This is a genomic window from Flavobacterium pisciphilum, assembly GCF_020905345.1.
Classification (GTDB): domain Bacteria; phylum Bacteroidota; class Bacteroidia; order Flavobacteriales; family Flavobacteriaceae; genus Flavobacterium; species Flavobacterium pisciphilum.
This window is the reverse complement of record NZ_JAJJMO010000001.1, coordinates 4,431,058-4,446,730: the sequence shown is the minus strand read 5'-3', so window position 1 is coordinate 4,446,730 and position 15,673 is coordinate 4,431,058. Positions and strand designations below refer to the sequence as shown.

Genomic DNA, 15,673 nt, shown 5'->3' with positions numbered 1-15,673 from the left:
AAATCGAAATAATTTTTAAGTTTTATTTAACTAAACAAAATACCTTCTAAAATAAATACAAAGCATCAATAAATAAAAAATATTATCAAAAGCTTGTGCTATTATAACTCCTTATTAACTCTATCCTTAAAGAGGTTAACAAACTAAACGATTACTACATCATACTGATTATAAGCATTTCTTATACTCTACCGTTTCCCTAAAGAAGCACTAGTTAATTTCCGTCTTACATTAAAGCATCGATTTCCCATAATACATGTTGAGTCATCAAATAAAGTTGCATAAGGAGTATCTCAATAGTTCGGTACACTCTTTTATAATTATCATATTCATAAGTATTGGCAATAGTATTACTCCCAAATATATTTGTAAAAGTACAGCTTGTAATTTGGCTTAAATTATTATAAGCATAAGCGGTCTTACTCTGTCTCTATTTTTCTCTACTGTTTTTCCTGAAGGACCATTGCATAAGATGATTCCATTACGTGTTGTTTCTATTTTTAACTAACCAAAGGCATTAATAAGAGCGGTATATGTATCAGTACTTGGATCAGTCATGCAGTTTTATTTATTTTTTAATATCATTTTCATTTGAGCTTTTAACTCTTCCATATCTTTATTTTGTTGGATTAAATAAAGTGTTAGTTCTTCAATTTTCTGTAAGAACTTAATATTCAATTCAGATAAATTTATGCCATTTTTCTGCATTTCTTCAGCAGATGCTATTTCAGGTAAATGTTTGTTTTCTTTAATAAAATTATCCAAAGAAGTTAAAGATGGTAAATTGTAATCATGCTCGAAAACAAAATCTGCGCCAGCGTTTACAGTGACTCTTACTTCTCTGGCATTAATATCACCTGCAACTGTTAGTTTGGAGGCTGGATTGGTTGTACCTATCCCTATATTACCATTTTTTAAAACAGTGAAAAGATCATGATTAGCACCATTGTATCCCTCTAAAGTGAACATTTCATCCCTTGCACTAAACTGCCAAGCAGATTTCAATGTATTAAAAATCGCTCCATCTAATACATTTCTATTAAATCCAAGACCACTAACTATTCCTGCATTTAAGCTAATAGCATCATTGTTTTTTAGAATTACTAATTGAGAATTTGGTGATGAAGTTCCTATACCAACATTTGAATCTGTTAAAATATTACCTTCGATTTTTGCACTGCCATCCTGAACAAATAATTTATGACCTAAACTATTCGGATGATTTGAATATCCTCCAATGACAACTCGACTGTTAGCTTTTCCAAACTGCATATATACACTATCATTACCATCTTCGTAAATTTTCATTAACTCTTCTTGTCTCTTATTGAGCATTATCATTTGTGTAGTACCACCTGTTTCAGCAATAAATCTATATCTTCCAAAATCATTTCTATCATCTAAACCAAAATAAAAATATGATTTAGGATCTAAGTTTGACTGTGGAAAATCAAAAAACTTAAACATCCTATATGGTTGCGATGTACCACCAATAATTCTACCTCCATCAAAAATCAATGACTTTTTATTTCTTTCACTAGTAGAAATAAATACTTGCCCATCTGATAAATCGGATGACAACGAAATACTTGAAGCCTTAACCACTCCATTAACCTCTAATGTGGCTGTTGGATTAGTAGTCCCGATTCCCACATTAGTATTAGAAGTTAGTGAGTTTGGCAAAATACTTCCAGCACCGCCTATCGAGGTACTAATTTGTGCATTTAAAGTACTAGAACTTAGTATAAATATTCCAAAAAATAAAAGAGTAAAGGTTAATTTCATTTTTAATGTAATTTAGCTTGTAGATTAATTCTTCCAAACATACCAAATAAAATAACTGAAATCCAAATGTTTTTTAAGTTTTATTTAACCAAAAAACACCTTCTAAAATAAATACAAAGCATCAATAAATAAAGAATATTATCAAAAGCTTGTGCCATTACAATTCCTTCAATTCCATAAATAGCAATAAAATATACACTTGAAAAATACAGAACAGCAAGTGATAATAACTCCGAAATTATAAAAGCAATGGTCATTTTTTTTGCAAAAAACTGAAATCCCAAAATAAGAGAACAAACTTTAAAAATATCACCAACTAATTGCCAATAAAACAAATTTGTAACAGGAATAAAATCCGATGTAAAAAGCAGTTTAATGATAAAAAAACGTAGAAAATAAATTGCTGTAACCCCAATAATAAAAGCTGGCAAGATTGTTTTATAATAACTCCAGAATATTAACTTCGTTTCTTGATTAGTCTTCGCAATTACTAATTTTGGTAAAAAATAAACACTTAAGATTGTTGAAACAAACATCATATAATAAGATGAAATACGAGTCATTGTTTCCCAATAACCTGCTTGTTCTATCCCTAATCTCTCTATCACATTGCTCCGTATTGCTAATAAAACAAAAGGCCCTAAAACAGATGAAACTAAAGCCATCAAAGAATAAGAAGATAAGTTTTTTATAATTTTAAAATCAAATAACTGAAATCGGATAGCATCAAAAAATACTATCTCTTTATTAATAAAATAAAAAGTTACAAAAAACAACAATGCTGGTGTAATTACAATCGCTAATAAAGCTCCAAGTGTTTTAAACTGTAAAATCATAAAAACAGAGACTATCAATCCAATAGCATTCCCCGTAATATTTACCCAAATAACTTTTTTGAATTTGCCTAAACCATTAATTATGGCTAGTAGAACAATTGAAATTGCATACCAAGGCAATGCCAAAGCCAATACTTTAAAAACTAAAGAATATTCAAAACTATCACCGAAAATTTTATTGTTCCAATACGAAGCCATAAAAAACAAGACTCCACTCAGGATCAATACTACAAGCAATAAGGTAATAAAAACTGATGCTATAATTTTCTGAAGTTCATTCTTCTTTTCATTACTTTCTGCAACATATTTAACAATTCCACTTTGAAACCCAAGAGTGGAAATACTTTCCAAGGAAGTCAAAAAATTACGAAGATTCCCAACTAAAGCCATTCCGCTTGGACCAACAAAAACAGCTAGTAGTTTTGATGTAATCAATCCAACACCTATTTTCAACAGTACACTCAAGCTATTTAAAGAAGTTATTTTAAACAGATTTGTTTGAGTATATTTTTTAATAAAGTTCAAACTTAGTATTTATTAATAATTTCAATTACAAAACTCACTTCGTCATTTGTTAATACAGGACTTATTGGTAAACTCAAAACCTCGTCATGTATTTTTTCTGTAATAGGAAAAGATAAATTATTCCATTGTGACAATGCTTTTTGTTTGTGAGGAGAAACAGGATAATGAATCATCGTTTGAATGCCGTTCTCTAACAAATAAGTTTGTAAATAATTTCTGCTTTTAGTTCGGACAACAAACAGATGAAACACATGATTAGATTGCTTCGTTCCTTGTAATAAAGCAGCTGGTAGTATTATTTTTTCATTTTTTATTTCTGCCAAATATCTATTTGCAATTGCTCTTCTCTGTTCGTTTTCTGCATCTAAATTTGGTAATTTCACATTAAGGAATCCTGCCTGCAATTCATCTAATCTTGAGTTTACGCCAACATAATCATTATAGTATTTTGTCTCTGACCCATAATTCCGAAGTGAAAATAAAATCTTAGCCAACTCCAAATCGTTTGTAGTAATTGCACCGCCATCTCCCAAAGCACCTAAATTTTTCCCTGGGTAGAAACTGTATGCTTGTACATTATCATTCTCAATTTTAGACTTACTATTTTCTGCAAAAAAAGCACCATGCGATTGTGCAGCGTCTTCAACAACCAAAAGATTATTTCGACTTGCTATCTCATTTATAGCATCCATTTCAGCTAATTGTCCATATAAGTGAACTGCTAAAATAGCTTTCGTCTTTAACGTTATTTTTCCCTCGATTAAATCTGGATTAATATTGTAGGTTTCTAATCTCGGTTCAACCAAAACTGGAACTAAATCTGCCTGAAGAATAGCCAGAATACTTGCAATGTACGTATTTGCAGGGACGATAACTTCATCACCTTTATGTAGTCTCCCTAATGCAATATATCCTTTAAAAATTAAAGTTAAAGCATCAAGACCATTACCTACTCCAATGCAATAATTTACTTTACAATATTCAGCAAAAGCTTTTTCGAACGTTTCTAATTCCTTACCTAAAATATACCAACCGCTACTTAAAACTAATTTCAGTTTTTCCTGAAAAGCAGTTTCGTAAGGTTCATTTATTTTTTTCAGATCTAAAAAAGGAATCATATCAAAACGTTATTTAATAAATTATAATTAGAAGTTTCTACTTCATAAAAATCATGAGCGATTGTACTAGCTCCAAAACTTTCTTTCCAATATGATAATCCTTCATTCAATTTTTTCCCTTGACTCTCATTGGATATTCCAAAATCAAAAAAGTGTTTTTTAGCAAATATTTCTTTTATCAAAAACTCAAATAAAAAATCTAAGCTTCCTAAATTATCCTGATTTTCGTTTTTTGAAATATATTGACAGTGTGCAACATTTGTGCTTTCAAAAACTGTTGTTCCAGCTACTATTTCATCATTCAAATACACATTAAACTGCCTAATGTTCTTAGGGAAAAATTTGTTTAGATAATCTATCTCTTCTAAAGTATGAACTGGTTTTGCTTTGTGTTTTTTATCTAAATTTGGTATCAATATTTCATTCCAAAATCTATCAAAATCATTTTCTTCTTTGATAATTAAATCATTAAAAATAGCTTTTTGAATCCCTCTTTTTCTAATTTTTGATATTTTATTTTCTTGAGATAAATCCAAAACTGACAGCGAATCTCGTCGAACCAATTTTGCTTCAGCTAAAAACAAAGCATATTGAATTTCTTCGGCAGGTTTCAAATGATAAATTGTTGGAAGTGTCTTCAAATGCAATTCTACAACAGTATTCTCATTTAAAAAAAATAAAATACTTTTAAAAATTTCAATAACCGAAACAAGTTTTGTCTTTTCATTATAAACCAAACCTCCATAAGTAAGCCCCTGATGTGAATACACCACATTATCAGCTCTATTTGCAGGTAAAACTGAAACTAATTTTTCATTTTCATAAACTAATAAAGAAAAATCTTCAAATCGGTCTTTATGATATTCCATAAAATCACGATGAAACAAGAAAGTAGCGTTTTTGGCTTGACCAATAAAGTCATTCCATTTTTTATAATCCGTTTCCTGATATACCCTTACAGTGTAGTTTTTCACAATTTAGTATTCGATTTCATTTATCGTTTATGTTCTAATGCTGGTAGATACCATTTATATCTTACAGCCATTAATCGAACTAAGATAATAACAATACAAGTTACTAAATACAAAATATCATCATTTAAGTTCCATTTTTTTAATACAAAAAAGACAATCCCTCCTAGAATACAAATCGTAGCATAAATTTCTCTTCTAAAAATCACAGGAATTTCATTACACAAAATATCACGAGTAACGCCTCCAAAGCAAGCTGTCATAGTACCCAGTGCTATACAAATTAGAGGATGCAAACCAGCAAGTATTCCTCTTTCTAGTCCTATTAATGTAAAAACCCCTAACCCAATTGTATCAAACAAGAACAAGGATGTTCTTAATTTATCAAACTTTTTTCTAAATATAACTGCTAAGATAAACCCCAAAATTATAACGTAAACATACTTCAAATCTAGCATCCAACCCACTGGTGTTCTACCAATTAAAACATCGCGAACCGTTCCCCCACCCACAGCTGTAACAAAAGCAATTATAAAAACTCCAAACGGATCTAATCTTTTATTCATAGCTGTTAATGCTCCCGACATAGCAAATGCCATTGTCCCAATGATGTCTAATAAGTTAAACATTTAAATGTTTTTAAAATGAAAATAAAATTCTGAATTCTGACAAAAATAAAGAAATACTCTTTATAAACAGATGCTAACTACAATTAATAAATTTAGCGAATTCATAAAAAATAGTATTGAATTTAAAATTTAAAAAATCTTATTACCTTAGCCACTTACAAACTCAGCACCTTTTCCCTTGAAACAAATTACTTCGATACAAAACCCATTTATAAAGTCATTAGTGTTATTGCAAGAAAAAGCAAAAGCACGGAAACAAACTGGAACGTTTTTAATTGAAGGAAAACGTGAAATTTCATTGGCTATAAAAGGTGATTACGAAATAGAAACTGTATTATTTTTACCCGAATTAATTTCTGAAAACGAGATTAATAAATTAACAGGCAAACAAGTTAATTTAATAGAAATCAACAAAGAAGTTTACCAAAAATTAGCTTACCGCGATACTACAGAGGGTGTTTTGGCTATCGCCAAAACCAAATCATTGCAACTATCTGATTTAAAATTATCTGATAATCCATTAATTCTTGTTGCTGAGGCTCCTGAAAAACCAGGAAATATTGGAGCACTATTGCGTACTGCTGATGCAGCCAATTTAAATGCAGTAATCATTGCCAATCCTAAAAGTGATTTGTACAATCCAAATATTGTTCGCTCAAGCGTAGGCTGTTTATTTACCAACCAAATTGCAACAGGAACTACTGCCGAAATTATTGCTTTTTTAAAGGAAAATAAAATTAATTTTTACTGTGCTACACTTCAAAACTCAACTTCTTACCATACTCAGGACTTTACTACTCCAACTGCCTTAGTTGTAGGTACGGAAGCTACTGGACTAACTCAAGAATGGAGAGATGCAGCGACTCAAAACATAATCATACCAATGGAAGGCGAAATAGATAGTATGAATGTTTCAGTTGCAGCTGCTATATTAATTTTTGAAGCAAAAAGACAACGAGGTTTTAATAAATTGTAAGTTGTGAATCATAAAACCGCTATAATTTTAAATAACTAATATCATTTACATATGAATTATAAATTATCACTTTTAGCACTATTTTTAAGTTTTTCGGTCGCAGCACAAATCACCAATAAAGAAGTTGATGCATTAGTAGAAAACACTTTAAAAACATTTAATGTCCCTGGAATTGCAGTTGCTATTATCAAAGACGGAAAAATTATTCAAGCTCAAGGTTACGGCGTAAAATCTATCTTAACAAAAGAAAAGGTAGATGCAAATACACTATTCGGAATTGCTTCAAATAGTAAAGCTTTTACAAGTGCTGCACTGGCAATGCTTGTTGATGAGGGCAAAATAAAATGGGATGACAAAGTGATAAAATATCTTCCTAATTTTAAAATGTATAATGAATATGTAACACAAGAATTTACAATTCGTGATCTATTAACTCACCGCAGCGGATTAGGTCTTGGTGCAGGAGATTTAATGATCTGGCCTGATGGAAGTGATTTTACTGTACAAGATATTACCCAAAACTTACAATATTTAAAGCCAGTTTCAGGTTTCAGAACCAAATACGACTATGACAATTTATTGTATATAGTTGCTGGCGAAGTTGTTCATGTTGCTAGTGGAAAAAGTTGGGGTGATTTTATCGAAGAACGCATTATGAGTCCATTAGAAATGAATCATAGTGCCGCATCATTTTTACGTTTAAAAGACTCTACAAATATTATCGTCCCTCACGTTCCTATAGACGAAAAATTAAAAGTAATTAAGAGATATCAAAATCAACTTTTTGATGCTGCTGCTGGAATTTATTCAAGCGTAAATGACCTGAGTAAATGGGCTATTATGCAAATGAATAACGGAAAATATGGTCCCGAAAATAAACAATTCTTTTCAGAGAAAGAACATGACGAAATGTGGCAATTACAAACTATAATCCCAGTAAAACCTAGAGCACCATATAATACTCACTTTAGTGGATATGGTTTAGGCTGGTTTCTGAGTGATGTGAAAGGCTACAAACAAGTTAGCCATACAGGTGGCTTAGAAGGAATTGTTACTCAAGTTACTTTAATCCCAGAAATACAATTAGGAATTATAGTCTTAACAAATCAACAATCTGGCGCTGCATTTACTGCTATCACCAATACTATAAAAGACAGCTACTTAGGCATTAAATCTGAAGATTATGTTGCACTATACAGCAATCGTCTGAAAGCCAATGTAGAAACTGCAGATAAAGTAACTGATGAAGTTTGGGCTGTTGTTGCAAAAAACAAAAAAGACAAAATAAAAACTGACTTCACCAAAATCACTGGAACTTACAAAGACAATTGGTTTGGAGAAATTACAATTACAGAGAAAAAAGGGAAAATATATTTTGCGTCAAAACGCTCTCCTCAATTAGTTGGAGAAATATTCTTTTATAAAGATGGAAATTATGTAGTAAAATGGGATAATGCCTATTTTCATGCCGATGCCCATTTGTTCTTTAAATATGATTCAAATGGAAAAGTGGTAACATTAAAGATGGAACCAATATCTGAATTAACTGATTTTAGTTACGATTTTCAAGACTTAGATTTTACGAAAAAGTAGTTTCCAGTTTCAGTTATCTGTCTCAGTCCCAGTTTTCAATTTTAAATTAAAAACTGGAACTGAGATTTTTTTTGTTTCAAATTCATATTGAAAACTGAAACTAAAAACTAAGACTTTTTCTACACAAAAATCATGGCCTAAAATCTAAAATCAGCAATCGAAAACCTTGCGTATGTTCTAACTTATTCTTATTTTTAGGGAATTGAACCATGCTTACTTATGACAGAGATAGATATTGAAAAAGAGAATAAAGCAATCGCACAGGAATACAAAGAATTACTTCGAATTAGTTATCAAACTTTAAGTCCAACAGACAAAAAACTAATTCGAAAAGCTTTTGATGTTGCTGTAGATGCTCATAAAGAACAACGACGAAAATCAGGCGAAGCTTACATCTTCCACCCTATTGCTGTTGCAAAAATCGTAGCTTCCGAAATTGGATTGGGAGCCACCTCGATTGCTGCTGCCTTATTGCATGATGTTGTTGAAGACACCCCTATGACTGTACAGGACATTGAGCGTTTATTCAATCCTAAAGTAGCACAACTTGTAGAAGGGTTAACTAAAATTTCGATGGTTCAAAAGGATCTAAATGCATCAATGCAAGCGGAAAATTTCCGTAAAATGATTCTTACCTTAAATGATGATGTACGTGTAATTTTGATAAAATTAGCCGACCGTTTGCACAATATGCAAACCATGGATTCTATGGCTGAATACAAACAAACCAAAATTGCATCAGAAACGTTATACATTTATGCTCCTCTTGCTCACCGATTAGGTTTGTACAACATTAAAACAAAACTTGAAGATTTAGGATTAAAATATACTGAACCAGAAGTTTATAATGATATTGTTAGTAAGATTCGAGAAACTAAAGAAGAGCAAGATGCCTATATTAAAGATATTTCGGATGTACTAAAAAAATCTTTGGATGAAGAAGGAATTGAGTACATGATAAAGGGGCGTCCGAAATCTATTTATTCAATCCGAAGAAAAATGCGTGCTCAAAACGTAAGCTTCGATGAAGTTTATGATAAGTTTGCTATTCGAATAGTATATAAATCCAATCCTCATGACGAAAAATTTCTAGCTTGGAAAATATATTCTATTGTAACGGATCATTACAGACCAAGCCCTAGCCGCTTGCGTGACTGGATTTCGTCACCAAAATCTACCGGGTACGAAGCCTTGCACATAACAGTTATGGGACCAAAAGGTCGCTGGATTGAAGTACAAGTTCGTAGTGAGCGTATGGACGAGATTGCAGAGAAAGGATATGCTGCGCATTATAAATATAAAAATGGAGCTACTGAAGAAAGTGGTCTTGATGTTTGGTTAAACTTACTTCGTGAAGCCTTAGAAAACTCAGAAACCAATGCTGTAGATTTTGTCGAAGATTTTAAAATGAATTTATATTCAAAAGAAATCTTTGTATTTACTCCAAAAGGAGAGATTAAATCACTTCCGAAAGGAGCAACTTCATTGGATTTTGCTTTTAGCATTCACTCTGAAATTGGAATAAAAACTCGTGGAACACGTGTAAACGGACGATTAGTACCGCTTAACTACGAATTAAAAAGTGGGGATCAGGTCGAAGTCATTACTTCTCAAAACCAAAAACCAACTATAAACTGGTTGGATTACGTAACCACATCCCGAGCAAAAACCAAAATTAAAAACGTTTTAAACGAAAATACCAAAAAGATTGCTGAAGAAGGAAAAGAATTACTTACTCGTAAACTAAAACACTTAAAAATAACTATTAACGAACAAGTTATAAACGAGTTGGTTAATTTCTTTAAACTCAAAACGAGTTTGGATTTATTTTACAGAGTGGGAGTTGGCGCAATCGAAAATCAGCAATTAAAAGACTATGCAGCTCAAAAAAGCAACTCGTTTATTAATTTCTTCAAAAACAAAATAAAACGCAACAACACTTCTACAGCTGATACTGACATCCATAAACCTGTAATTAGCAGTAATTATGATATGTTGGTTTTTGGAACCGAACACGATAAACTTGATTACAAATTATCTCCATGTTGTAACCCAATTCCTGGTGATGATGTTTTTGGATTTGTAACAATAAACGAAGGTATAAAAGTTCATAAAAAAGATTGCCCTAATGCTATTGGCATGCAATCCAACTATGCCTACCGAATTATGACTGCCAAATGGATTGACTCTTCGCAAGAGGAATTCAAAGCTATTATCAATATTACAGGAATGGACGTTTTAGGACTCACTAACCAGTTGACCAAGGTAATTTCTAACAACATGAATGTAAACATCCAGAGTATCTCATTGAGTACCGATGCTGGCATTTTTCATGGTCAGATTGCAGTAATTGTACGAAACAACTCCATACTTAAGAAAATGATTAACAACATCAAAAAAATTGATGGTGTTGAGAAAGTAACTAGAGAATATAGAACGTAAGTCCCTGAATTTTTAGGATTAAACATTTGAATGTGAAACTTTAAACAGGAAACTTTTATTCATTTAAAATAATAAATTATCTTTGCAGGATATGACACTCATTTCAACTGACAACAACAAAAATCAAGAAATTGTAAAAAATGTTTTTACATTATATCTTGAGCAAAAAGGCCATCGTAAAACTCCTGAACGTTATGCTATACTTCAGGAAATATACGATAGTGAAGAACACTTTGATATTGAAAACTTGTATATCAAAATGAAAAACAAAAATTATCGTGTAAGTAGAGCAACTCTATACAACACGATAGAGTTACTATTAGATTGTGCTTTAGTTCGTAAGCATCAATTTGGGCAAAATCAAGCCTATTACGAGAAATCGTATTTTGATAAACAACACGATCATATCATTATGACTGATTCAGGTGAGGTAATCGAATTTTGCGATCCTAGAATTCAGACCATAAAAAAAACAATCGAAGAAATATTTGATATCGAAATTACGAATCATTCCTTATATTTTTACGGAAACAAAAAACAAAAATAGACGATCTACAAAGATTGTTCTTGAAAATATTTAAATAAAATAGACACAACTAATTAATCTGTGCGGGTACAAAAAAAACACCTCGCCAATTAAAATTAAAAACAGAATGACCGTAGATTTATTACTAGGATTACAATGGGGAGATGAAGGTAAAGGAAAAATTGTAGACGTTCTTACCTCGAATTATGACATTATTGCTCGTTTTCAAGGTGGGCCAAATGCAGGACACACTTTAGAATTTGACGGAATAAAACATGTTCTAAGAACAATTCCTTCTGGAATTTTTCACGAGAAGTCTATTAACATTATCGGTAATGGAGTTGTAATTGATCCTGTGGTTTTTCAAAAAGAAATTGAAGGCTTAGAGAAATTTAATTTAGACATTAAAAGCAAATTAATTATATCTAGAAAAGCACATTTAATTTTACCAACACACCGCTTACTTGATGCAGCTTCTGAAGCTTCAAAAGGAAAAGCAAAAATTGGCTCTACATTAAAAGGTATTGGTCCAACTTATATGGACAAAACGGGTAGAAATGGCCTACGTGTTGGGGATATCGAATTAGAAGATTTCAAAGAACGTTATAGAGCACTAGCAGACAAGCACGAAGCTATGATTGCTTTTTACGATGTTGCTATTCAATATAACTTAGCAGAACTTGAAAAAGAATTCTTTGAAGCTATCGAAGAATTAAAAAAATTAGATTTTATTGATAGTGAAGAATACATGCACCAAGCTCAAAAAGCAGGTAAATCTATTTTATGTGAAGGTGCTCAAGGATCTTTACTAGATGTAGATTTTGGAACATATCCATTTGTTACTTCATCAAACACTACTGCAGCTGGAGCTTGTACTGGTTTAGGAATTGCGCCAAACAAAATCAAAGAAGTTTACGGAATTTTCAAAGCATACGTAACTCGTGTAGGAAGTGGCCCTTTCCCAACTGAACTTTTTGACGAAGTTGGAGCTACAATGGCAAAAATCGGAAACGAATTTGGTTCAGTTACAGGAAGACAAAGACGTTGTGGATGGTTAGACTTAGTTGCATTAAAATATGCTGTTCAAGTAAATGGTGTTACACAATTAATGATGATGAAAGGTGACGTTCTTTCAGGATTCGAAACTTTAAAAGTGTGTACTGAATACAACTACAAAGGACAAAACATCTCTCACTTCCCTTATAACATCGAGCCTGAAAATGTAGCTCCCGTTTACAAAGAATTCAAAGGATGGCAAGCTGATTTAACTGGAATGACCACTTATGATGAGTTACCAGCTGAATTAAAAGAATATATCGAGTTTATCGAGAAAGAAGTTGAAGTACCTATAAAAATTGTTTCTGTAGGTCCAGACAGAAAACAAACGATACTTAAATAAAAAACATTAAACGCTCTGAATTACAGAGCGTTTTTTTTGCCAAAAAAATATTTATATATGAGTAATCCTAAAATAAAAATAACCGAAACAAAGTTATTATCTAACAATTGGTACACATTAAACAAAGTGACTTTTGATTACCAGAAGAATAATGGAGCACTAGAAACTCACAGCCGAGAAGTATACGACCGAGGAAACGGAGCAGCAATATTACTTTATAATTCCAAGAAGAAAACCGTAGTACTTACTAGACAGTTTCGTATGCCCACTTACCTTAACGGAAATGAATCCGGGATGATGATTGAAGTTTGCGCAGGGCTTTTAGACAAAGACAACCCAAAAGAATGCATCATCAGAGAAACCGAAGAAGAAACTGGGTATCGCTTAAAAAATGTAGATAAAGTAATCGAAACCTATATGTCACCCGGATCTGTAACTGAAATTCTATATTTATTTACAGGCGAATATGATGAAAGCATGAAAGTTAGCGAAGGTGGTGGGCTTGACATCGAAAATGAAAATATTGAAGTGCTAGAAATGACTTTTGACGAAGCATATACAATGATTACAACTGGCGAAATAAAAGATGCTAAAACAATCTTACTATTACAACATGCAAAAATAAAAGGATTGATTTAAAACACACAAAAGCCCCTGAATCTTAATCTAGAGGCATTTCACTTACATTAAGAACTAAAGACTTATGTTTGTAAGAAAGACTTTTATTATGGCTATAAGCAAAAAAGGAAAACGTAAAATTACAGTAGATTTTAAAACTTATTTTTGGTGGGTATTTTATGAATACGACCAAACTACATTTGACGGAAACCAAATAAAAATAATCGCAAAAAACCAAATTTTCAGCATTTTGTATGGCTTAGATCAAAATACAGAAAAAAGATTTGTAGCACTCGAATTATATCGAGATAAAGGAAGAATTTATTTAGAATGTCCAAAATTTGAAAATGATTCTGGAATAATTACTCCTTCCGGAATTAGTAAATTAATCCAATGGATATTTACAAAACCTAACAACGATGCTATTAGAAAAGTGACATTTGCTTATCACAAAAAGATTCTAAATGAACTGGAAGCAAACACCCTACACAATACTATACTCGAAGAAATAACAAAAAAGGCGTAAGATTTAACTCTTACGCCTTTGCTTTTATATAGGAACTCTATTATTATCTTGAATAATTTGGAGCTTCTTTAGTAATTGTAACATTATGAGGATGACTTTCAGTGATTCCACTAGATGTGATTCTAACAAAACGTCCTGACTCTTGCAATGTTGGAATATCTTTTGAACCACAGTATCCCATTCCTGCACGAAGTCCACCAATGAATTGAAGCATACTTTCGTTTAATTCTCCTTTATAAGGAACACGACCTACAATTCCTTCTGGAACTAATTTCTTAACATCGTCTTCAACATCTTGAAAATAACGATCTTTTGATCCACCTTCCATCGCTTCTACTGAACCCATTCCGCGGTAAGATTTGAATTTTCTTCCTTCAAAGATGATAGTTTCTCCCGGAGATTCTTTTGTTCCTGCTAATAATGACCCTAACATAACACAGTCAGCTCCAGCAGCAATAGCTTTAGGAATATCTCCTGTATAACGTATTCCACCATCAGCAATTACTGGTACACCAGTTCCTTTTATTGCTGCAGCAACTTCTAATACTGCTGAGAATTGTGGAAAACCAACTCCTGCTACAATACGAGTTGTACAGATTGAACCTGGTCCGATACCTACTTTTACTCCATCAGCACCGTTGTCTACTAAATATTTAGCAGCCTCAGGAGTTGCAATATTTCCTACGATAACATCGATACCTGGAAATTTGCTTTTTACTTCTTTTAATACATTTACAACACCCTCAGTATGTCCGTGTGCTGTATCGATAATAATTGCATCAACACCTGCACTTACAAGTGCTTCGGCTCTTTGAACTGCATCACCCGTTACTCCAATTGCAGCCGCAACGCGTAAACGTCCGTAAACATCTTTATTTGCAATTGGTTTTAACGTAAGTTTAGTGATATCTCTAAAAGTAATTAATCCAACTAGTTCGTAGTTTGCATTAACAACTGGTAATTTTTCTATTTTGTGTCCTTGTAAAACTACTTCGGCTTGTTCTAGTGAAGTTCCTTCGGCTACTGTTACCAAATTTTGGCTTGTCATAACCTCAACAATTGGTCTTGTTCCATTTTTTTCGAAACGTAAGTCACGATTGGTAACAATACCTTTAAGGATTCTGTTTTCGTCAACAATTGGAATTCCACCAATTCCGAATTCTTTCATTGCCATTTTAGCATCGGCAATTGTAGAACTTAATGGTAAAGTAACTGGATCAATGATCATTCCTGACTCAGCACGTTTTACTTTACGTACTTTTCCAGCTTGTTGCTCGATAGTCATGTTTTTATGTAAAACACCTATTCCTCCTTCTTGTGCCATAGCAATTGCCATTGCACTTTCGGTAACAGTATCCATAGCAGCAGATACGATTGGAACGTTCAGTGTTATATTACGAGAAAATTTTGATTTGATACTCACTTCGCGAGGAAGCACATTCGAGTAGTTAGGTACTAATAATACATCGTCGTAAGTTAAACCTTCGCCGATAATCTTGGAGTTGTGTGCTTTCATGGTGCAATTTCTAGTTGAATTGCGTGCAAATATAGTAAATAAATTGAAAACATTCACTTTATGCCTTTTATAATTTTTTGCTACTATAAATTATAGCATCCAATTACTATTAAAAAACACCATTAAACCACTACTACCCTAGCCCAGATAGCAACGAAAATCTTTTATTTTTTTCTTTAAAATATAAAGATTACTTCACATTGTTTCTATTCT

The 15,673-nt window shown here is 32.2% G+C and carries 13 protein-coding genes; 7 read left to right on the top strand and 6 right to left on the bottom strand.

Annotation, left to right across the window (positions count from 1 at the left end):
- Positions 1 to 564: 564 nt before the first annotated feature.
- From LNQ49_RS18885 to LNQ49_RS18865, 5 genes are all read right to left on the bottom strand, one after another.
- On the bottom strand, positions 565 to 1,785 hold the full coding sequence (locus LNQ49_RS18885; RefSeq protein ID WP_229990560.1) for a hypothetical protein: 1,221 nt from the start codon (positions 1,783 to 1,785) through the stop codon (positions 565 to 567).
- A gap of 80 nt (positions 1,786 to 1,865) precedes the next feature.
- Entirely contained in the window at positions 1,866 to 3,146 is a 1,281-nt protein-coding gene (locus LNQ49_RS18880) for an O-antigen translocase (RefSeq protein WP_229990559.1), read from the bottom strand.
- A 2-nt stretch (positions 3,147 to 3,148) separates the two neighbouring features.
- Positions 3,149 to 4,264, bottom strand: a complete 1,116-nt coding sequence (locus tag LNQ49_RS18875) for a DegT/DnrJ/EryC1/StrS family aminotransferase (protein ID WP_229990558.1) — start codon at positions 4,262 to 4,264, stop codon at positions 3,149 to 3,151.
- Entirely contained in the window at positions 4,261 to 5,238 is a 978-nt protein-coding gene (locus LNQ49_RS18870) for a GNAT family N-acetyltransferase (protein ID WP_229990557.1), read from the bottom strand. Before LNQ49_RS18870 ends, LNQ49_RS18875 begins: the two co-directional genes overlap by 4 nt.
- Positions 5,239 to 5,258: 20 nt before the next feature.
- Positions 5,259 to 5,864 carry a trimeric intracellular cation channel family protein gene (locus tag LNQ49_RS18865; RefSeq protein WP_229990556.1) on the bottom strand — a complete coding sequence of 202 codons (606 nt, stop codon included), beginning with the start codon at positions 5,862 to 5,864 and terminating at the stop codon, positions 5,259 to 5,261.
- 178 nt (positions 5,865 to 6,042) lie between these two features.
- On the opposite strand from LNQ49_RS18865, the gene LNQ49_RS18860 reads away from it, so the two are divergent.
- From LNQ49_RS18860 to LNQ49_RS18830, 7 genes are all read left to right on the top strand, one after another.
- Complete coding sequence (locus tag LNQ49_RS18860) at positions 6,043 to 6,840, top strand: TrmH family RNA methyltransferase (protein ID WP_229990555.1); 798 nt, start codon at positions 6,043 to 6,045, stop codon at positions 6,838 to 6,840.
- Between the two features lie 51 nt (positions 6,841 to 6,891).
- Entirely contained in the window at positions 6,892 to 8,433 is a 1,542-nt protein-coding gene (locus tag LNQ49_RS18855) for a serine hydrolase (protein WP_229990554.1), read from the top strand.
- Between the two features lie 219 nt (positions 8,434 to 8,652).
- Positions 8,653 to 10,875 (top strand): RelA/SpoT family protein, encoded by a 2,223-nt coding sequence (locus LNQ49_RS18850; RefSeq protein WP_229990553.1) that lies wholly within the window; start codon positions 8,653 to 8,655, stop codon positions 10,873 to 10,875.
- A 91-nt stretch (positions 10,876 to 10,966) separates the two neighbouring features.
- Positions 10,967 to 11,422 carry a Fur family transcriptional regulator gene (locus LNQ49_RS18845; protein ID WP_035618963.1) on the top strand — a complete coding sequence of 152 codons (456 nt, stop codon included), beginning with the start codon at positions 10,967 to 10,969 and terminating at the stop codon, positions 11,420 to 11,422.
- A 106-nt stretch (positions 11,423 to 11,528) separates the two neighbouring features.
- Positions 11,529 to 12,800 carry an adenylosuccinate synthase gene (locus tag LNQ49_RS18840; protein WP_229990552.1) on the top strand — a complete coding sequence of 424 codons (1,272 nt, stop codon included), beginning with the start codon at positions 11,529 to 11,531 and terminating at the stop codon, positions 12,798 to 12,800.
- A gap of 57 nt (positions 12,801 to 12,857) precedes the next feature.
- The gene (nudK, locus tag LNQ49_RS18835; protein ID WP_229990551.1) at positions 12,858 to 13,439 is read left to right on the top strand and encodes a GDP-mannose pyrophosphatase NudK; all 582 of its coding nucleotides are present in this window, start codon (positions 12,858 to 12,860) and stop codon (positions 13,437 to 13,439) included.
- Between the two features lie 88 nt (positions 13,440 to 13,527).
- Complete coding sequence (locus tag LNQ49_RS18830) at positions 13,528 to 13,944, top strand: hypothetical protein (protein WP_229990550.1); 417 nt, start codon at positions 13,528 to 13,530, stop codon at positions 13,942 to 13,944.
- A gap of 43 nt (positions 13,945 to 13,987) precedes the next feature.
- On the opposite strand, the gene guaB is transcribed toward LNQ49_RS18830, so the two are convergent.
- Positions 13,988 to 15,460: an IMP dehydrogenase gene (guaB, locus tag LNQ49_RS18825; RefSeq protein ID WP_229990549.1), complete on the bottom strand. Its 1,473-nt coding sequence runs from the start codon at positions 15,458 to 15,460 to the stop codon at positions 13,988 to 13,990.
- Between the last annotated feature and the right edge of the window lie 213 nt (positions 15,461 to 15,673).